A 17,810-nucleotide genomic window follows, 5' to 3' on the forward strand; every position below is an offset into this window, starting at 1 on the left:
GGCGCTTGAATTCAAGCTGACCACACCGCAAATTGACCGGTATCGACCCCTTCCAAGCCGGATTTTCCCATGTTTACCCGCATTGCCCTGTTCCTGGCGACCAACTTCGCGGTCCTGATCCTCGCCAGCATCGTGATGTCGTTGCTGGGGGTCAATCCGAGCCAGATGAGCGGCCTGCTGGTCATGGCCGCGATCTTCGGCTTCGGTGGCTCCTTCATCTCGCTGCTGCTGTCCAAGTGGATGGCCAAGCGCTCCACCGGTGCGGTGGTGATCACCGAGCCGCGCAACCAGACCGAGCGCTGGCTGCTGGCCACCGTCGAGCGCCAAGCCAAGGCGGCCGGCATCGGCATGCCGGAAGTGGCGGTCTATGACGGCCCGGAGATCAATGCCTTCGCCACCGGCGCCAACCGCAACAACGCGCTGGTGGCAGTGTCCACCGGCCTGCTGCACAACATGAGCGAAGACGAGGCCGAAGCGGTGCTGGGCCACGAGATCGCCCACGTCGCCAACGGTGACATGATCACCATGGCACTGCTGCAGGGCGTGTTGAACACCTTCGTGATCGTGCTGGCCCGTGTGGTCGGCGGCATCATCGACAGCGCGCTGTCGGGCAACCGCGAAGGCGGCGGCCGCGGCTTCGCCTACTACATCATCGTGTTCGTGCTGGAGATGGTGTTCGGCCTGTTCGCCACCATGATCTCGATGTGGTTCTCGCGCCACCGCGAATTCCGTGCCGATGCGGGTGGTGCCTCGCTGGCCGGCCGCCAGAAGATGATCGCCGCGCTGGAGCGCCTGCAGCTCAACCACGGCCAGAGCACGCTGCCGACCCAGATCGCGGCGTTCGGTATTGCCGGTTCGACGGCGAAGAAGCTGTTCATGAGCCACCCGCCGCTGGAAGAGCGCATCGCGGCGCTGCGGGCATCGACGGCGGCGTAAGCCTCCATACTTCCACGGTAGTGCAGGAACGCCTGGCCTCGTGCCGGGCGTTTTTGTTTGCGCGCCGACGCATCGGTGGCGCCCGATCGTTTCCGCGCCCGCGGAGAGGTGTCACTTTCTTTGCGCGCAAAGAAAGTAACCAAAGAAACGCTCCGCCAGCCGCGAGCCGTCGCTACGCGCCGGTACCCTGCGCTTCTCGGCGAATCAGGGGACGGCGCCGAACTCGCTGCGCTCAAACACCGGCGCCTCTTCGCCCCTGATTCCCCTGCGATGCTCGGCTCGCTCAAGGCGGACTGGAAGGTCAAGATCAACGGCAACAGCATCCACGCATGGCGTGGATTTACTGGGTGCAGCTGTGGCATTTGACCTTGGGTCCGCCTTGAGCGAGCCGAGCACCGCAGGTCCGGCGAGGGCGAAGAGGTGCGGGTGTCTGAGCGCAGCGAGTTCCCGCACCGTCCCTCGACGGACCGAGGAGCGCAGGGTACCGATGCGCAGCATCGGCTCGCGCCCCGGCGGCGTGTTTCTTTGGTTACTTTCTTTGCACGAGCAAAGAAAGTGACACCCCTCCGCGGTCGCGGAAACGAATCTCCGTGCGCGCAAACGAAAACGGCACCTTCGCAGGTGCCGTCTCCATGAACCGCGACTACGCGCAGATCAGAACTTCGCGTCGAACTCGGCGGCGTAACCGGTGTTGACCAGCACCTTCTGCAGCGACTCGGCCACCTTCAGGTTGCCGGCCACGATCTGGTGGGTCTCCGGGCCACGGTTGTCCATGCGGCCCAGGGTCGCGCCCTTGAAGTCGCAGACCTTGCCACCGGCCTCGCGGACCAGCAGCAGGCCGGCGGCGATGTCCCACGCCTTCACGCCAGCTTCGAAGTAGGCGTCGGCGCGGCCGCAGGCCACGTAGGCCAGGTCCAGCGCGGCCGAGCCGGTGCGGCGGATGTCCTCGCCGTGCACCAGCAGGGCGTCGACCGCCTTCAGCTGGGCGCTGGCACGGCTGCGCTCGCGCGGGGCGAAGCCGGTGTGGATCATCGTGCCTTCCAGGTCCTTGCGGTCGGCCACGCGGATGCGGCGGTCGTTCAGCACGGCGCCGGCGCCACGGCTGGCGGTGAACAGTTCATTGCGCAGCGGGTCGAAGATGACCGCATCGGTCGGCTCGCCATTCTCGACCAGGGCGATCGACACGCAGTAGTGCGGCACGCCGCGCAGGTAATTGCTGGTGCCGTCCAGCGGGTCGATGACCCACATCTGGCGGCGCTCGCCCTGCACGCCACCTTCTTCGCCGAAGATGCCGTAGTCCGGGTAAGCGCGCTTGAGTTCCTTGACGATGACCTTTTCCGCGTCCGCATCCACTTCGCTGGCGTAGTCCATCCGGCCCTTCTGCACCACGTTCAGTGCCTCGAGCTTGTTGATGTTGCGCAACAGGACGTTGCCGGCGAGGCGGGCGGCCTTGACCATGACGGTTACGGCGGGTTTCTGCATGGCGTGGGCTCCCGGAAAGGCAGAAGAGAAGGACTGGCGGGGGAAAAGAGCGGGTCCGGCGCAGTGGCCGGCCGCACAGTTTACCATTGGTCATCGTCCAGCTCGACCTTTTCCCTGTTCATGTCCCAGTTTCCCGCCGCCACCCGCCTCCGATTCGTCCTGGTCGGTACCCAGCACCCCGGCAACATGGGCGCTGCTGCCCGTGCCCTGAAGACCATGGGCCTGGCCCGCCTGGTGCTGGTCGCCCCCGAAAAACCGCTGGACGAGGAGGCCTTCCGCCGCTCGGCCGGTGCCGAAGACGTGCTGGGGGACGCCCCGGTGGTGGCCACCCTGGCCGAGGCCGTGGCCGATTGCCGCCTGGTGCTGGGCTGCACAGCCCGTGCCCGCCGCGTCCAGCTGGAGGAGTACCTGCCGGCCGATGCCGCCGCCCGTGCGGTGGCCAAGGCCGGCGAAGGGGCCGAGGTGGCGCTGGTGTTCGGCCGTGAACGCACCGGCCTGACCAACGAGGAACTGCAGCTCTGCCATGCGGCGGTGCATATCCCGTCCGACCCGGAGTTCAGCTCGCTCAACCTGGCTGCCGCGGTGCAGGTGCTGGCCTATGAAACGCGCATGCAGCTGCTGGGCGCGCAGCCGGCCGCCGACGCCGAACCGGGTTTCCGCGAACAGGCGGCCAGCCACGAGCAGATGGAGAGCTTCTTCGCCCAGCTCGGCGACACGTTGGACGAGATCGATTTCCACAAGGGCCGCGCGCCGGAATCGGCGATGCGCAAGCTGCGCCGCCTGTTCCTGCGCAGCGAGCCGAGCGAGCAGGAAGTGCGCCTGCTGCGCGGCATCCTGGCCGACACCCAGCGCATGGCGCGACTGGCACAAGCGCGCAACAAGGACAGCTGACGACGTTCTCATTTTTTCGGGTAGTCTGTCTGGATACCCAGGGGGGATGAAGCCTGTGTCGGGTCTGCGAAGGGCAGTGCAGAGGGGACTGCTGAGCCTGGTCATGATCCTGCTGGCCGGGACGGTGCATGCAGCACCGGACCCGGTGCTGGTGCTGGGCCGGATCAGCGATGATCCCAAGGCCCATTACGAGCAGCTGCAGCCGTTGCTGGACTATGTGGTGGCACGCATGCATGACGTTGGCATCAAGGAGGGGCGGATCCTGATGGCGCGCGACCCGCAGCAGATGGCCAGCTATCTGCGGCGGGGGCGGGTCGACTGGGTCACGGAAACGTCGGGCACGGCGGTGGCGCTGGGCCAGCGCAGTGGCGCGCGGCCGCTGCTGCTGACCGAGCGCAACGGCGTGCGTGAGTACCAGACCGTGTTCTTCGTGCGCCGCGACAGTCCAATCCAGCGGATCCAGGACCTGCGCGGGCATCGCCTGGCGCTGCAGAACACGGCGTCCACCAGTGCCTACCTGGTGCCGGTGATGACGCTGCTGCAGGAAGGGTTGTCACCGCAGATCCTGGCGGGTACGTGGGATATGCCGGGCCGGGACAGCGTGGGGTATGTGTTCGCGCGCAGCGAGTTGAACATCGCTACGTTCGTGCACAAGGGCGTGGTCGAGGTGGGGGCGGTGAGCAGCGTGGACTGGAACGACGAGCGACGGGTGCCGGCGGCATTCCGGCGCGACTTCCGCGAGCTGCTGCGCACCGAACCCTACCCGCGGGCGGTGGAGATGGTGCGCGCCGACCTTGACCCGCGGGTGCGCGACCGGCTGCAGGAAGTCCTGCTGCAGGCGGCCAGTGACCCGCAGGCGCAGGGGGCGTTGCATCGGTTTTTCGGCACTTCCGGTTTCCACCGCGTCGATGCGCATGCGCAGCAGCGGCTGGATGAATTGAAACAAGGATTGACGCGCGTGCGGATGGAAGTGGAATGAAGTGGCTCGGCTCGGGAATGCAGGCCCGGTTCCTGCTCGCGATGGGCGGGGCGATGGTCGTGGTGGTGGCGATCCTGGCGGTATTGCTGGGGCGTCAGGCGGCAATGCAGGGCGAAGTGCGCAACCTCAGTGGTGGCGTCATCCATGAACTGTTCGACCGCAGCGTGCGCAGCCGTGGCGAAGCGATGGCGCGCGAGCTGTCCGACGCGCTGGCCAACCCGTTGTACTACCGCGACCTGGACCAGGTCGGTGCGCTGGTGCGCAGCACCGCACGGCAGCCGGTCGTGCGCTATGTACTGGTGTTCGACGAACGCGGCCGGCTGGTGCATGACGGCTCGATCGAGGTGTCCGGCTTCGGCCAGCCGATGGCCGATCCGTTGGCGCCCAAGGCCGCGGTGGCGCAGGCGCTGGTGGTGCAGGAATCGCCCAAGGTGCTCGACAACACCATGCCGATCATGGTCGGCAACCAGCGCATCGGCGGCGTCCGCGTCGGCATGGCGCTGGACGAGGTGCAGCAGCGCGAACAGGCGGCCAATGCCACGCTCGGCGAGCGCCTGCAGCAGGTCGGCAGCCGCCACCTGGGCTGGCTGCTGCTGATGCTGGGCCTGCTGGTGGTGATCGGCGTGGTGGTGATCCTGTACGTGCAGCGCACCCTGGTTGCGCCGATCCGGGACCTGGCTGCCGCAGCGCGCCGCATCGAGGCCGGCGACTACCAGGCGCCGCTGGCTGAGAACACCCGCGACGACGAGGTCGGCGAGCTGGTGCGCGGCTTTGCCCGGATGCGCGATTCCATCGCCCGCCATGACCGCGAGGTTCGGCGCATGGCCTATACCGATGCGCTGACCGGGTTGACCAACCGGCTGGCGTTCCGGGAAGCGCTGGACCATCGCCTGATGGCGGCGCGCGCATCCAATCATCGGCTGGGCCTGCTGTTCGCCGATATCGACGATTTCAAGCGCGTCAACGACACCCTCGGCCATGAGGCCGGTGACGAGGCGCTGTTGCAGTTCGCGCAGCGCATCGGGCGCGCGGTCACCGAGGCGGGCGGCGATGAGGCGCTGCTGGCCCGCTTCGGCGGCGACGAGTTCGTGATCCTGGTCGGTGATGGCGACGTGGCCGCCAACGCGCGGCTGCTGGCCGAGGTGCTGGTGCGCGAACTGGGCAAGCCGCTGGTGGTGCAGGGCAGGGAGCTGTTCCTGGGGACCTCGATCGGCGTGACCCTGTTCCCTGACGATGCCGCCGATGCAACCACGCTGCTGAAGAACGGCGACATCGCCATGTACCAGGCGAAGATGGCTGGCAAGAACTGCTACCGCTATTACAGCCGGGCGATGGACCATGCGGTCGAGCGCCGCGTGCACATGGAGCAGGAACTGCGCGGGGCCTGGGAGCGCGGCGAGCTGCGCCTGGCCTACCAACCGATTTTCCGCATGCGCGACCGCCGCATGGTCGGCGTCGAAGTGCTGCTGCGCTGGCAGCACCCGACCCTGGGCACGATTCCGCCGTCGGTGTTCATCGAAGTGGCCGAGCAGAGCGGGCTGATCGAGATCATCGGCCCGAAGGTGCTGCGTGCGGCCTGCATGGAAGCCTCGCAGTGGCCACGGGGCGCGGGCGGCGACGATCTGTTCGTGTCGGTGAACGTATCGCCGCGGCAGCTGCGCGGCGGCGAGCTGCCGGCGCTGGTTGCGCAGTGCCTGCACGAGTCCGGGCTGCCGGCCTCGCGCCTGCACCTGGAACTGACCGAAACCGCCGTGATCGGCGACGAGATGGTCGCCGCGCAGCTGCTGGACAAGCTGCACCGCACCGGCGTGAAGGTCTGGCTGGACGATTTCGGGACCGGCTTCTCCGGTCTCAGCCATCTGCGCCAGGTGCCGGTGGACGGGGTGAAGATCGACAAGAGCTTCGTGGCCGACATGCAGCGCGATCCCGACGACCTGGCACTGACCACGGCGATCATCGCCATGGCCCACGCGCTGGGCATCACGGTGGTGGCCGAAGGCATCGAGCAGCAGGCACAGTTCGAGCTGCTGGCCCAGCGTGGTTGCGACCTCGGCCAGGGCTACTGGCTGAGCCACCCGGTGACCGCCACCGAAGTGGTGCGGATGATCGAATCGGGCGTCTGACCCCCAAAAAAGGGGACGGAGGGAATTAAGTCGCAAATGCATAAGCGACTTAATTCCCTCCGTCCCCTTTTTTGTTACACCGGGCGCTTGCTCGGGTCGCCGGGCAGTTCGCGCACCAGCTTGGGGATCAGGTAGCCGGACAGGCGTGCGGTCAGGCCGGCAATCAGCGCCTTGGCCTGGCTGTCGTCCACTTCGAAGTGGGCCACGCCCTCGACCCGGTCCAGCTGGTGCAAGTAGTAGGGCAGCACGCCGGCGGCGAAGCTGCGCTCGCTCAGGTCCTGCAGGGCCTGCACGCTGTCGTTGACCCCGCGCAGCAGGACGGCCTGGTTCAGCAGCTGGGCACCGACACCGCGCAGGCGGCCCATCACCGCGTCCACGCTGGCGTCGAACTCATTGGCATGGTTGGCGTGGACCACGATCGCCAGCGGCCACGGCAGGCTGCCCAGCCAGGCCAGTAGCTCCTCGTCCACGCGCTCCGGCAGCACGATCGGCAGCCGGGTATGGATGCGCAGGCGGCGGATGTGCGGGATCGCGCGCAGGGCGTCGGTCAGCTCCACCAGCTTGTGCGTGGCCAGCGACAGCGGGTCACCACCGGACAGGATCACCTCGTCAATGTCCGGGTCAGCGGCGATGGCGGCTACGGCCTCCTGCCAGCCGCCCCTGGCGGCGTTTTCCGCGCCATAGTCGAAGTGGCGGCGGAAGCAGTAGCGGCAGTTGATCGCGCAGCTGCCGGTGGCGACCAGCAGGGCGCGACCGCGGTATTTCTGGATGACCCCGGTGGCCTTCCTGGCGGCACCATCGCCCACCGCATCGAAACTGAACCCGGGTGCCGGACGCATTTCCTCGTCGACCGGCAGCACCTGGCGCAGCAGCGGGTCGGCCGCATCGCCCACGCGCATGCGCGCCACGAAGCCCTCGGGCACGCGCAGCGCGAACTGGGCGATGGCCGCCTCCGAGACGCCCAGCGCGGCCGGGTCCAGCTGCAGCCGGGCCAGCAGCGCGTGCGGGTCGCGCAGCGCCTGGCGCCAGAGCTGCTGCCAGCGCGCGGGCGCGCCTGGCGACTGGGGCCGGGGGAAGGCGGAAAGCTGCATGGAGAGGGGGCCTGCGGTTATCATGGGGGCAGAAAAACAGTCGCCCACCGGCATCCGGTGGGCTTTCCATTCTAACGGCTCGCCGCACCCGCGGCGTTTTTGCCACTCAGGAGTTTACGCATGGCCAGCTACGGCATGAACGACGTCAAGAACGGGATGAAGATCCTGGTCAACAACCAACCGGCCGTCATCATCGACACCGAATACGTCAAGCCGGGCAAGGGCCAGGCCTTCACCCGCGTGAAGTACCGCCTGATCAAGGACGGCCGTACCCAGGAAGTCACCATGAAGTCGACCGACTCGCTGGATGCAGCCGACGTCGTCGATACCGACATGAACTTCATGTACAGCGACGGCGAGTACTGGCACTTCATGGACCCGGAATCCTTCGAGCAGGTCCAGGCCACCAAGGCCGGCATGGGCGGCGCCGAAAAGTGGCTGAAGGGCGAAGAGTCCTGCGTGGTCACCCTGTGGAACGGTGAGCCGATCTTCGTGCAGCCGCCGAACTTCGTCGAACTGAAGATCACCGAAACCGATCCGGGCGTCCGTGGCGACACCTCGGGCGGCGGCGGCAAGCCGGCCACCCTGGAAACCGGTGCCGTGGTCCGCGTGCCGCTGTTCGTCAACCAGGAAGAAGTGATCCGCGTCGACACCCGTTCGGGCGAATACTCCGCACGCGTCAAGTAATCCGGCGCAGCCGGATTACGGTAGTGCCGGCCGCTGGCCGGGTACGCGCCATCGCATTCGCGCTGGCGCTCCCATGATCTGCTTCGGCAGATCATGGGCCCCGCTTCACGAGTCTCCAGACCCCGCCGCTTCGCGGCAGCCCCTGACTCAGGGGCGTGTCCCCCAGAAGTATCTCGCCGCCCCCCAGCCAGTGAGCCCGCATGAGCGATAGCCCGCACCTCCCCGAAGCCTGCGACCTGCTCATCGAAGCCGGTTACGTCGTTCCGATCGAGCCGCACGCGGTGGTGCTGGAAGACCATGCCGTTGCCGTGCGTGGCAGCGAGATCGTGGCCATCCTGCCGCGTGCCGAGGCGCGCGCACGGTTCCGCGCCACCCAGGTGGTGAGCCGCCCCGAGGCTGCGCTGATGCCGGGCCTGGTCAACGCGCACACGCACAACCCGATGACCCTGCTGCGCGGCGTCGCCGACGACCTGCCGCTGATGACCTGGCTGCAGCAGCACATCTGGCCGGTGGAAGCGGCGGTGATCGGCCCCGAATTCGTTGCCGACGGCACCACCCTGGCCATCGCCGAGATGCTGCGCGGCGGCACCACCTGCGCCAACGAGAACTACTTCTTCGGCGACGTGCAGGCCGCGGTCTACAAGAAGCACGGTTTCCGCGCGCTGGTCGGCGCGGTCATCATCGATTTCCCCACCGCCTGGGCCAGGACCGACGACGAATACTTCGCCAAGGCCGGTGAACTGCACGACCAGTGGCGCACTGATCCGCTGATCGGCACCGCGTTCGCGCCGCATGCGCCGTACACGGTCAGCGATGCCAACTTCGAGAGGGTGCGGATGCTGTCCGACCAGCTCGACATGCAGGTGCACCTGCACACCCACGAGACCGCGCAGGAGATCAACGATTCGATCAAGCTGCACGGCCAGCGCCCGCTGGCGCGGCTGGACCGGCTTGGCCTGGTCAACGACCGCCTGATCGCGGTGCACATGACCCAGCTGACCGATGCGGAAATCCACCTGTGCGCCGAACGTGGCGTCAGCGTGGTGCATTGCCCGGAATCGAACCTGAAGCTGGCCTCCGGTTTCTGCCCGGCCTGCGCCCTGCAGCGCGCCGGCGTGAACCTGGCGATCGGTACCGATGGCTGCGCAAGCAACAACGACCTGGACATGTTCAGCGAGAACCGCACCGCGGCGATCCTGGCCAAGGCCGTGGCCGACGATGCCACTGCACTGGACGCGGCCACCACGCTGCGCGCGTCCACGCTGGGTGGCGCGCGCGCGCTGGGCTTCGGCGACCGCATCGGCTCGATCGAAGTCGGCAAGCAGGCCGACCTGGTCTGCGTCGACCTGTCCGCACTGGAAACCCAGCCGCTGCACAACGTGCTGTCGCAGCTGGTGTACGCCACCGGCCGCCAGCAGGTCAGCGACGTCTGGATCGCCGGCAAGCCGAAGCTGGTGCAGCGCGAGCTGGTCGGCATGGACCTGCCGGGCATCATCGCCAACGCGCGCCAGTGGCGCGAGCGCATCCGTCATATCCGCGCCTGAACCCTGGCGCCGCAAGGACTCCCTCATGACTGCCCCCCACGCTTCCTCCAATTTCGATCAGGCCGAGCTGGACAAGTTCGCCGCGCTGGCCAACCGCTGGTGGGACGCTGACGGCCCGCAGAAGCCACTGCATGCGCTGAACCCGGTGCGCCTGCAGTACGTGGCCGACCGCGTGCCGCTGCGCGGGGCACGCGTGCTCGACATCGGCTGCGGTGGCGGCCTGTTGAGCGAAGCACTGGCGCAGGCCGGTGCGGACGTGACCGCCATCGACCTGGCCCCGGAACTGGTCAAGGTCGCGCGCCTGCATGCGCTGGAAAGCGGTGCCAAGGTCGACTACCGGGTGCAGGCCGCCGAGGACCTGGCCGCCGAGCAGCCGGGCAGTTTCGACGTGGTCACCTGCATGGAAATGCTTGAACACGTGCCGGACCCGGGCGCGATCATCGAGGCCTGCAAGCGCCTGCTGAAGCCGGGCGGTCACCTGTTCCTGTCGACCATCAACCGCACCGCTGCCGCCTTCGCGGTGGCGATTGTCGGCGCCGAGTACGTGGCGCGGCTGCTGCCCAAGGGTACCCACCACTATCAGGAATTCATCAAGCCGGCCGAGCTGGCGCGCTGGCTGCGCGAGGCCGACATGCAGCTGGTGGATGTCAGCGGCATGGCCTACGAGCCGTGGCGCAACCATGCCCGCCTGAGCAGCCGTACCGACATCAACTACCTGGCCTACGCGGTCAAGCCGGCATGACCGCGGCCCGCTTCCCGCGCGCGGTGCTGTTCGACCTGGATGGCACGCTGCTGGACAGCGCACCGGACTTCGTCGCCACCTGCGACGCGATGCTGGCCGAGCGCGGTCGCGCGCCGATCGATCCGGCGCTATTGCGCCCGGTGGTGTCGAAGGGCTCGCGGGCGATGGTCTCGGCTGCGTTCCCGGAACTGGATGTTGTCGCACGCGATGCGCTGATCCCGGAATTCCTGCAGCGCTACGAAGCGTTGATCGGCCAGCACGCGGTGCTGTTCGATGGCGTGGCCGGCATGCTTGCCGCGCTGGATGACGCCGGCACCGTGTGGGGCATCGTCACCAACAAGCCGGAGTACCTGGCGCGCTTGATCCTGCCGCAACACGGCTGGCAGCAGCGTTGCGCGGTACTGGTGGGTGGTGACAGCCTGGCCGAACGCAAGCCGCATCCGCTGCCGCTGCTGCACGCCGCACAGGTCATCGGCATCGCCGTCGAAGACTGCGTGTACGTGGGCGACGACGAGCGCGACATCATTGCTGCGCGCGCCGCAGCGATGCCGTCGGTGGCGGCACTGTGGGGCTACCGCCTGCACAGCGACGACCCGCTGGCCTGGCAGGCCGACGTGCTGGTCGAGAACGCCGAACTTCTGCAACTGGCCAGTCTGTGGCCGACCCGGCCGGCAGCCCCGGCCCAGCCGTAAGGAATCACGTAGTGAGCAGTACCGCGCTGGACAGTTTCCTCGACAAGTGGCGCAGCCGTTGGCCGGAATGGTCGGTGGCCGCCCCGTTCGTGGCCGAATCGCAACGCGAGCTTGCGGTGGCGTGGTTCGCGCTGCTGCAGGAGTTCGACGACATGCTCAACACCGGCGGCGACCCGTTGCCGGCCGACGCCAAGCTGGCATGGTGGGGCGAGGAGCTGCGCAGCTGGGCCGCGCATCGTTCGCGCCATCCGCTGGGCCGCCTGCTGGAGCCGGTGCGTGCGCCGTGGGCGCAGCTGGCCGAAGCACTTCCGGATCTGGTTGAAGCGCGCACGGTCGCGCTGGATGCGGCCGGCGCCGAGCGCGCGCTGGCGAACTACGCCGAGGCCGTGGCCGCGGTGGAGGCGGCCTTGTTCGCCGACAAGCCGCGTACCGGCGCCGGTCGTGCGGTGCAGCTGCAGACCCTGGCCCAGCGCCTGCAGGATGCGGGCGTGGCCGGTGTGCCGCGCAGCCTGCTGGACGAAGACGCCAGCAATGCCGCACAGCGCTGGGCGCAGCATCTGTTGAAGGGGTGGGGCACCCGCGTGCCTGGCCCGCGCCCGCGCCGCGTGTGGTCCAGCCTGGCGCGTGCGCGCGTTGCAGCGCAGGCCGCAGGCAAGCCGATCGAAGCCACGCCGGTGCGCACCCTGCTGCGCGTGTGGTGGGCCGCGCGCGGTTGATTGATTCCGGTGGGTGCGGACCTGGGTCCGCATGCTCTGAGGGATTGTGCCGACCAAGGTCGGCACCCACCAAAGCGCATTGCGCGCGTTATTTGCGCTCCAGCACCAGCAGCGGGTCGATACGGGTATCGAACCAGTTCATGCCCCAGTGCAGATGCGGGCCAGTGGCACGGCCGGTGGCGCCGACCGCGGCGATCACCTGGCCCTGTTCCACACGGTCGCCGACCTTTACGTCGATGCGCGACAGGTGCAGGAAGTTGGAGCTGACGCCGAAGCCGTGGTCGAGCAGCAGGGTGCCACCGGTCAGGTACAGGTCCGGGCCGGCGAAGGTGACGATGCCGGCGGCCGGTGCTTTCACCGGCGTGCCGGTCGGCACCGCGATATCCATGCCGGAATGACCGGCGCCGGGCTGCCCGTTGTACACGCGCGCATTGCCGAAGCGGCCGCTGATGCGGCCCTGTACCGGCCAGATGAAGGTCTGGGTGAAGTCGGTACGGTCGTCATCGCGGGCACGCGCGGCAGTCACCTGCGCCTGTTCGCGCTTGATCCGCTCGGCAATCGCCGGCGGCGGATTGACCGTCTTCGGCGGCACGCCGTTGACCCGCTCGGTCGGCCAGTCACGCGGGGTCACCGCAATGGTCGCGGTCTCGCTGCCACCATCGGGGCGCTGCACCTGCACGCGCAGCGGGCCCTTCTCGTCGCGGCCGATGCCGAATACCACGCTGCCATAGCCGCTCACCCGCAGCTGGCGGCCGGCGTACTGCACGCGGCTGCCGGCGGGTACCTTGCCGATCACCAGCGCGCCCTGCGACGCGCTGGCCGGGAACACCACGCGGCTGTCGATCAGGCTGCCGATGCCGTCCTGCGCCTGCGCCGGGGATGAGGAAAGCAGGGGCGCGGCCAGCAGCAGCGCCCCGATCAGAAGTGCGGAGCGCATCAGCGGTCGTAGGTCATGCGCTGACCGGCGGGTTCACCCACCAGCGTGCTGCCGTCCCACACCTGCTGGCCGTTGACCCAGGTGGAGGCGATGCGCGAACGGAAGGTGGTGCCTTCGAACGGCGACCAGCCGCACTTGGACAGCACGTCTTCGCGCTTGACCGTGAACGGCACGTCCTCGACCAGGACCAGATCGGCGAAGTAACCCTCGCGCAGGAAGCCGCGCTCTTCCACGTCGAACAGCTGCGCCGGGGCGTGGGCGAACTTCTGCACCACCTGTTCGCGGGTCAGCTTGCCTTCGTGCACGCGCTCCAGCGCGGCCACCAGCGCGTACTGCACCAGCGGCAGGCCCGACGGCGCCTGCGCGTAGGGCTTCTGCTTCTCTTCCCAGGTGTGCGGCGCGTGATCGGTGGCCAGCACGTCCAGCACGTCATCGGCCAGCGCGGCGGTGATCGCCTCGCGGTCGGATACTTCCTTGATCGCCGGGTTGCACTTGATCAGGTTGCCCTTGGTCGCATAGTCCGGGCGCGCGAAGTGCAGGAAGTGCACGCAGGTTTCGGCGGTGATCTGCTTGCGGCTGCCGTCGGCGCGGATCAGCGGGCCCTTCTCGAACAGCGCCAGTTCGTCGGCGGTGGAGATGTGCAGCACGTGCAGGCGGGTGCCGTGCTTGCGCGCCAGCGACATCGCCAGGCGGGTCGACTTGATGCAGGCCTCGCGCGAGCGGATGTCCGGGTGCATGTCCGGGGTCAGCGCGTCGCCGTACTTCTCCTGGAAGGCCTTCAGGTTGGCATCGATCATCGGCGTGTCTTCGCAGTGCGTGATGATCGGGGTCGGGCATTCGCGGAAGATCGCGTCCAGCGTTTCCGGGTTGTCGACCAGCATGTTGCCGGTCGAAGCACCCATGAACACCTTCACGCCGGGCGCCTTCTTCGGGTCCAGCGCACGGATCGCTTCCAGGTTGTCATTGCTGGCGCCGTGGTAGAAGCCGTAGTTGGCCCAGGCGCGGCCGCGCGCGAGCTCGTACTTGGCTTCCAGGATGGTCGAATCCAGTGTCGGCGGGTTGGTGTTGGGCATGTCCATGAAGCTGGTCAGGCCACCGGCCACGGCCGCGGCCGATTCGCTGGCGATGTCGCCCTTGTGGGTCAGGCCCGGTTCGCGGAAGTGCACCTGGTCGTCGATCATGCCGGGGAGCAGCCAGCGCCCGGCTGCGTCCACCACCTGCTCGCCGTCGCGCGGCGCCAGCCCGCTGCCGATCTGCGCGATGCGGCCGTTCTCGATGCGCAGGTCGCCGTCGAAGGTGCGGCCTTCGTTGACCATGCGGGCGTTGGTGATGAGGGTGGAGGACATGTCAGTGTTTTCCTGTGCAACGGCAAGAGGGGGCGTTGGGGGACTCGGGCACGGGGTCGTAGCCGCCGGGATGGAACGGGTGGCAGCGGCCCAGCCGGCGCGCAGCCAGCCAGCTGCCGCGCAGCGGGCCGTGCCGCGAGATGGCGTCCATCGCGTATTCAGAACAGCTCGGCACGAAACGGCAGCGTGGCCCCAGCAAGGGGCTGATGAAGCGCTTGTAGAAGCGCAGCAGGGCGATGAGCAGGCGCGAGATCACCCAGTCATCTTATGCCAGTTGGCATGAAGGCCGCATTTGTGCAGGATGGGCCGTTGGTCGCATGTCGCCGATGGCCTGCGACCGGTACCAGCACCTTTGGGTGCTGGCCAGGTTCCGTACCGCGCAAGGCGGTCCGTGTTCGTCGGACTGCCCCTTGGGCGCCTTGACTCCAGGACTGAATGGAGCAGGGTGCCGAGGTTGCTGCTGCGGGTCGGGTAGGCTATAAAGGCCCGCTTTCCCGGGCCCCGGGGAATCCAAGGAAGAGCGTTTCGTGGCTGCTAAAAAAACTGCAAAGAAGGCCGCAACGGCCGCCAAGAAAACCGCCAAGCCTGTTGTGAAGAAGTTGGCGGCAAAGCCCGTTGCCAAGAAGCCGGCCAGCAAGCCGGCGACCAAGGCAGCGTCCTCGCAACCGGCGGCCAGGAAGGCCACCGCAAAGAAAACGCCGGTGAAGGCAACCAAGCCGGTGGCGAAGAAGGTCGCTGCGCCGGCCAAGGCCAAGCCTGCCGCCGCTGGCAAGAAGGCGCCGGTGGTGAAGAAGGCTGCCAGCAAGGCCGCGCCGGTGAAGAAGGCCGCCGCCAAGCCGGTAGCGAAGAAGGCAGCAGCCAAGCCGGCGCCGAAGGCGGTGGTGAAGAAGGCTGCCGCCAAGCCCGCCGCCAAACCGGTGGCAAAGAAGGTTGCGGCGGCCAAGCCGGTCGCCACGCCTGCCGCTGTAAAGAAGGTTGCCAAGAATGTTGCCGCGCCGGCCGTAAAGCCGACACCGGCCCCAGTAGTGAAGTCCGCACCGAAGCCTGCTGCCAAGCCGGCTCCGGCCAAGCCTGTCCCGGCCAAGACCGTGGCAGTGGCAGCAGCCCAACCGGCCTCCAAGCCGGCCCCGGCCGCCGCTCCTGCCGCCTCGAAGGCCCCGCAATCCAAGAATCCCGTGCCCGTTTCGAAATCGCCTGCCAAAACCGCCGTGAAATCCGATTCCGCCCCGAAGACCGTGTCGCGCCCTGTCGGCAAGGTTGCCGTGGCCGTCGCCGCCCGTTCGGCGGCACCGGCCCCGCGCAGCAAGTACAAGGTGGTCGAGTACAAGACCGACGAGGCCACTGGCCGCCCGATCCTGCCGGCTGGCTACAAGCCGTCCTCGGAAGAGGAATACATGAGCCCGCTGCAGCAGGAATACTTCCGCCAGCGCCTGCAGAACTGGCGCGCGGACCTGGTGGAAGAGTCCAAGCAGACCATCGAGAACCTGCGCGAGGAAGTGCGTGACATCGGCGACGAAGCCGAGCGCGCGACCCGCGAGACCGAGAACTCGCTGGAACTGCGTACCCGCGACCGCTACCGCAAGCTGATCGGCAAGATCGACAGCACCCTGAAGCGCCTGGAAGCCGGCGACTACGGTTACTGCGTCGACACCGGCGAAGAAATCGGCCTGGAGCGCCTGGAAGCGCGCCTGACCGCCGAGCGCACCATCGACGCCCAGGAGCGTTGGGAGCACCTGCAGAAGCAGCAGGGCGACTGATTCCCGATCGTTGTGATGTCATGCGAAAAACCCGGCCTCGGCCGGGTTTTTTGTTTGGGTGATCGTCTTCTGTAGAGTCGAGCCATGCTCGACTGCTTTTCAGGGGCGCCAGTCGAGCATGGCTCGACTCTACAAAACAGCTATTGCAGGTCGCGAAGATTCAGTTTCCGCAACGTCGGGTTCTTCCACGCGGTGATCCCGGCCACGCTCAGCACCGCAAACCCGCCCAGCACCACTGCCGGCACCAGGCCGAGCAGCTTCGCCATCGTGCCGGCATAGAACGCGCCCAGTTCGTTGGACGAACTGATGAAGATGCCGTTGATCGACGACACCCGGCCGCGCATTTCCTCAGGCGTGGCCAGCTGCAGGATGGTCGAGCGGATCACCACCGAGACGCCATCGAAGGCCCCGTAGAACAGCAGGATCAGCGCCGACAGCCAGAAGTGCTGCGACAGCCCGAAGCTGATCACGCACAGGCCGAAGCCGGCCACTGCGAACAGCAGCACGCGGCCGGCATTGCGGTGCAGCGGGTGGCGGGCCAGCCACAGGCCCACGCAGACCGAGCCCAGCGCCGGCATTGCGCGCAGGATGCCCAGGCCTTCCGGGCCGTGGTGCAGGATCTCGTGCAGGAACGCCGGCAGCATCGCCACCACGCCGCCCAGCAGCACCGAGAACATGTCCAGCGCCATCGCGCCGACCATGATCCGGTTGCCCACCACGAAGCGTGCGCCTTCAGCGATGCTCTTGAAGATCGGGGCGGCCGGGCCGGTATGCACCGGTTCTTCCACCTTCAGCGTGGCCAGGCAGGCCATCGCCACCAGCGCGAAGACGGTGGCCACGGCATAGGACAGGCCCTTGCCGCCGAAGCCCACCAGCACACCGCCCAGTGCCGGGCCGGCGATCATGCCGGCCTGGAATACCACCGCGCCCAGGCCGGCGCCCCGCGCGAACTGGTCACGGGCCAGTACGCGGGCGAACAGGGCGTTGTAGATCGGCGACAGGAAGGCGCGGACCATGCCGGTCAGCGCGATGGCTGCGTAGATCGGCCACACGCCGTCGATCGGCAGCCAGCCCATGGCCACGCTGGTCAATACCAGTGCGGTGGCGATCAGTCCGCAACAGGCGACCATGCCCAGCCGGCGGCGCGGCAGGTGATCCACCAGGTAGCCGGCAAACGGCGCCACGCAGAAGAACGGCACGACCTCGGCCAGGCCGATCAGGCCCAGCGAGAACGGATTGCGGGTGACTTCGTAGATGTGCCAGCCGACGGTGACCGCGACCACCTGGTAGGACAGCATCGCGAAGATGCGGTACGCCAGCAGCCTGGCGAATCCGGGCCGGGACAGCAGGCCCAGCGCGCTGTCTTCGGCTGTGGCAGGTTCGCTCACGACGGGTCGCGCTGCAGCTGCGCCTGCGCGGTCTCGCGGATGAAGGCCAGCATCGCCGCCACGCCGTTGCTGCGGGTGGGCGAGAGGTGGCGGGCCAGGCCGATGTCCTGGATGTAGCTTGGTTCGGTGGCCAGGATCTCCTGCGCCGAGCGCCCGGAGTACACGCGCAGGGCCAGGAAGATCAGTCCGGAGACGATGGCCGAATCACTGATGGCGTGGAAGCGCAGCGACTGCGCGTTGCCTTCGGGCACGATCCAGACCATCGACTGGCAGCCGAGCAGGCGATGCTCTTCGGTCTTCCATTCTTCCGGGAAGGCCGGCAGCTTGCGGCCAAGGTCGATCAGGTACTGGTAGCGCTCGGACCAGTCACCGAAGAAGCCGAATTCCTCAGCGATGGCGGTCTGGGCCTCGGCGGCGGTGGGTTCAAGCGGGAACGGGGAGTCGGTCACAACAGTCTCTACGGTGGGGGCGTGGCCGGCGTACCGGCCACGGGGCAGGG

General features: G+C 67.8%; 17 protein-coding genes. 10 read left to right on the forward strand and 7 right to left on the reverse strand.

What is annotated here, in order from left to right; all coding sequences use genetic code 11:
• Positions 1-69 precede the first annotated feature (69 nt).
• Positions 70-936, forward strand: a complete 867-nt coding sequence (gene htpX, locus BKE09_RS18735; protein ID WP_014037878.1) for a protease HtpX — start codon at positions 70-72, stop codon at positions 934-936.
• A 654-nt stretch (positions 937-1,590) separates the two neighbouring features.
• On the opposite strand, the gene BKE09_RS18740 is transcribed toward htpX, so the two are convergent.
• A complete protein-coding gene (locus BKE09_RS18740) occupies positions 1,591-2,418 on the reverse strand; it encodes an inositol monophosphatase family protein (RefSeq protein ID WP_005417749.1) in 828 nt (275 codons plus the stop codon).
• Positions 2,419-2,538: 120 nt separating this feature from the next.
• Between BKE09_RS18740 and BKE09_RS18745 the strand changes: the two genes are divergently transcribed.
• From BKE09_RS18745 to BKE09_RS18755, 3 genes are read left to right on the forward strand one after another with little or no spacing between them, the layout of a single operon-like run.
• Positions 2,539-3,309, forward strand: coding sequence for an RNA methyltransferase (locus tag BKE09_RS18745; protein ID WP_075677213.1), 771 nt, complete (start codon positions 2,539-2,541; stop codon positions 3,307-3,309).
• A gap of 46 nt (positions 3,310-3,355) precedes the next feature.
• Complete coding sequence (locus BKE09_RS18750) at positions 3,356-4,288, forward strand: phosphate/phosphite/phosphonate ABC transporter substrate-binding protein (RefSeq protein ID WP_049442769.1); 933 nt, start codon at positions 3,356-3,358, stop codon at positions 4,286-4,288.
• Entirely contained in the window at positions 4,285-6,411 is a 2,127-nt protein-coding gene (locus BKE09_RS18755; RefSeq protein ID WP_014037876.1) for an EAL domain-containing protein, read from the forward strand. Before BKE09_RS18750 ends, BKE09_RS18755 begins: the two co-directional genes overlap by 4 nt.
• A 74-nt stretch (positions 6,412-6,485) precedes the next feature.
• On the opposite strand, the gene epmB is transcribed toward BKE09_RS18755, so the two are convergent.
• Positions 6,486-7,526 carry an EF-P beta-lysylation protein EpmB gene (epmB, locus tag BKE09_RS18760; protein ID WP_139319684.1) on the reverse strand — a complete coding sequence of 347 codons (1,041 nt, stop codon included), beginning with the start codon at positions 7,524-7,526 and terminating at the stop codon, positions 6,486-6,488.
• Between the two features lie 96 nt (positions 7,527-7,622).
• On the opposite strand from epmB, the gene efp reads away from it, so the two are divergent.
• The 5 genes from efp (at position 7,623) to BKE09_RS18785 (ending at position 11,883) form a co-directional block, all read left to right on the forward strand.
• Positions 7,623-8,189: an elongation factor P gene (gene efp / locus BKE09_RS18765; RefSeq protein WP_014037874.1), complete on the forward strand. Its 567-nt coding sequence runs from the start codon at positions 7,623-7,625 to the stop codon at positions 8,187-8,189.
• Between the two features lie 200 nt (positions 8,190-8,389).
• Positions 8,390-9,733, forward strand: a complete 1,344-nt coding sequence (locus BKE09_RS18770; protein WP_075677217.1) for a TRZ/ATZ family hydrolase — start codon at positions 8,390-8,392, stop codon at positions 9,731-9,733.
• Positions 9,734-9,758: 25 nt separating this feature from the next.
• On the forward strand, positions 9,759-10,475 hold the full coding sequence (gene ubiG / locus BKE09_RS18775) for a bifunctional 2-polyprenyl-6-hydroxyphenol methylase/3-demethylubiquinol 3-O-methyltransferase UbiG (RefSeq protein WP_014037872.1): 717 nt from the start codon (positions 9,759-9,761) through the stop codon (positions 10,473-10,475).
• On the forward strand, positions 10,472-11,167 hold the full coding sequence (locus BKE09_RS18780; protein ID WP_075677219.1) for a phosphoglycolate phosphatase: 696 nt from the start codon (positions 10,472-10,474) through the stop codon (positions 11,165-11,167). Before ubiG ends, BKE09_RS18780 begins: the two co-directional genes overlap by 4 nt.
• Positions 11,168-11,178: 11 nt before the next feature.
• Complete coding sequence (locus BKE09_RS18785) at positions 11,179-11,883, forward strand: squalene/phytoene synthase family protein (RefSeq protein ID WP_075677221.1); 705 nt, start codon at positions 11,179-11,181, stop codon at positions 11,881-11,883.
• Positions 11,884-11,971: 88 nt separating this feature from the next.
• On the opposite strand, the gene BKE09_RS18790 is transcribed toward BKE09_RS18785, so the two are convergent.
• From BKE09_RS18790 to yidD, 3 genes are read right to left on the reverse strand one after another with little or no spacing between them, the layout of a single operon-like run.
• Positions 11,972-12,820: a M23 family metallopeptidase gene (locus BKE09_RS18790; protein ID WP_075677223.1), complete on the reverse strand. Its 849-nt coding sequence runs from the start codon at positions 12,818-12,820 to the stop codon at positions 11,972-11,974.
• Complete coding sequence (locus BKE09_RS18795) at positions 12,820-14,166, reverse strand: dihydroorotase (RefSeq protein ID WP_014037868.1); 1,347 nt, start codon at positions 14,164-14,166, stop codon at positions 12,820-12,822. Before BKE09_RS18795 ends, BKE09_RS18790 begins: the two co-directional genes overlap by 1 nt.
• Before the next feature lies 1 nt (position 14,167).
• Positions 14,168-14,422, reverse strand: a complete 255-nt coding sequence (gene yidD / locus BKE09_RS18800) for a membrane protein insertion efficiency factor YidD (RefSeq protein WP_075677225.1) — start codon at positions 14,420-14,422, stop codon at positions 14,168-14,170.
• A 271-nt stretch (positions 14,423-14,693) separates the two neighbouring features.
• On the opposite strand from yidD, the gene dksA reads away from it, so the two are divergent.
• Positions 14,694-15,923, forward strand: a complete 1,230-nt coding sequence (gene dksA / locus BKE09_RS18805; protein WP_075677227.1) for an RNA polymerase-binding protein DksA — start codon at positions 14,694-14,696, stop codon at positions 15,921-15,923.
• A 140-nt stretch (positions 15,924-16,063) separates the two neighbouring features.
• On the opposite strand, the gene BKE09_RS18810 is transcribed toward dksA, so the two are convergent.
• Together BKE09_RS18810 and BKE09_RS18815 are read right to left on the reverse strand one after the other, a co-directional pair.
• A complete protein-coding gene (locus tag BKE09_RS18810) occupies positions 16,064-17,311 on the reverse strand; it encodes an MFS transporter (RefSeq protein ID WP_014037865.1) in 1,248 nt (415 codons plus the stop codon).
• Entirely contained in the window at positions 17,308-17,760 is a 453-nt protein-coding gene (locus BKE09_RS18815) for a SufE family protein (RefSeq protein WP_010486631.1), read from the reverse strand. Before BKE09_RS18815 ends, BKE09_RS18810 begins: the two co-directional genes overlap by 4 nt.
• Positions 17,761-17,810: the final 50 nt, after the last annotated feature.

The sequence above is a fragment of the Stenotrophomonas sp. TD3 genome, assembly GCF_001939825.1.
Classification (GTDB): Bacteria; Pseudomonadota; Gammaproteobacteria; order Xanthomonadales; family Xanthomonadaceae; genus Stenotrophomonas.

What these genes read in the sequence shown, in the direction of transcription:
- BKE09_RS18740 (WP_005417749.1), bottom strand. Translation starts at nt 2,418, where the DNA reads ATGCAGAAACCCGCCGTAACCGTCATGGTCAAGGCCGCCCGCCTCGCC.
- ubiG (WP_014037872.1), top strand. Translation starts at nt 9,759, where the DNA reads ATGACTGCCCCCCACGCTTCCTCCAATTTCGATCAGGCCGAGCTGGAC.
- BKE09_RS18780 (WP_075677219.1), top strand. Translation starts at nt 10,472, where the DNA reads ATGACCGCGGCCCGCTTCCCGCGCGCGGTGCTGTTCGACCTGGATGGC.
- htpX (WP_014037878.1), top strand. Translation starts at nt 70, where the DNA reads ATGTTTACCCGCATTGCCCTGTTCCTGGCGACCAACTTCGCGGTCCTG.
- BKE09_RS18770 (WP_075677217.1), top strand. Translation starts at nt 8,390, where the DNA reads ATGAGCGATAGCCCGCACCTCCCCGAAGCCTGCGACCTGCTCATCGAA.
- BKE09_RS18745 (WP_075677213.1), top strand. Translation starts at nt 2,539, where the DNA reads ATGTCCCAGTTTCCCGCCGCCACCCGCCTCCGATTCGTCCTGGTCGGT.
- BKE09_RS18790 (WP_075677223.1), bottom strand. Translation starts at nt 12,820, where the DNA reads ATGCGCTCCGCACTTCTGATCGGGGCGCTGCTGCTGGCCGCGCCCCTG.
- BKE09_RS18750 (WP_049442769.1), top strand. Translation starts at nt 3,356, where the DNA reads ATGAAGCCTGTGTCGGGTCTGCGAAGGGCAGTGCAGAGGGGACTGCTG.
- BKE09_RS18795 (WP_014037868.1), bottom strand. Translation starts at nt 14,166, where the DNA reads ATGTCCTCCACCCTCATCACCAACGCCCGCATGGTCAACGAAGGCCGC.
- efp (WP_014037874.1), top strand. Translation starts at nt 7,623, where the DNA reads ATGGCCAGCTACGGCATGAACGACGTCAAGAACGGGATGAAGATCCTG.
- epmB (WP_139319684.1), bottom strand. Translation starts at nt 7,526, where the DNA reads ATGATAACCGCAGGCCCCCTCTCCATGCAGCTTTCCGCCTTCCCCCGG.
- BKE09_RS18755 (WP_014037876.1), top strand. Translation starts at nt 4,285, where the DNA reads ATGAAGTGGCTCGGCTCGGGAATGCAGGCCCGGTTCCTGCTCGCGATG.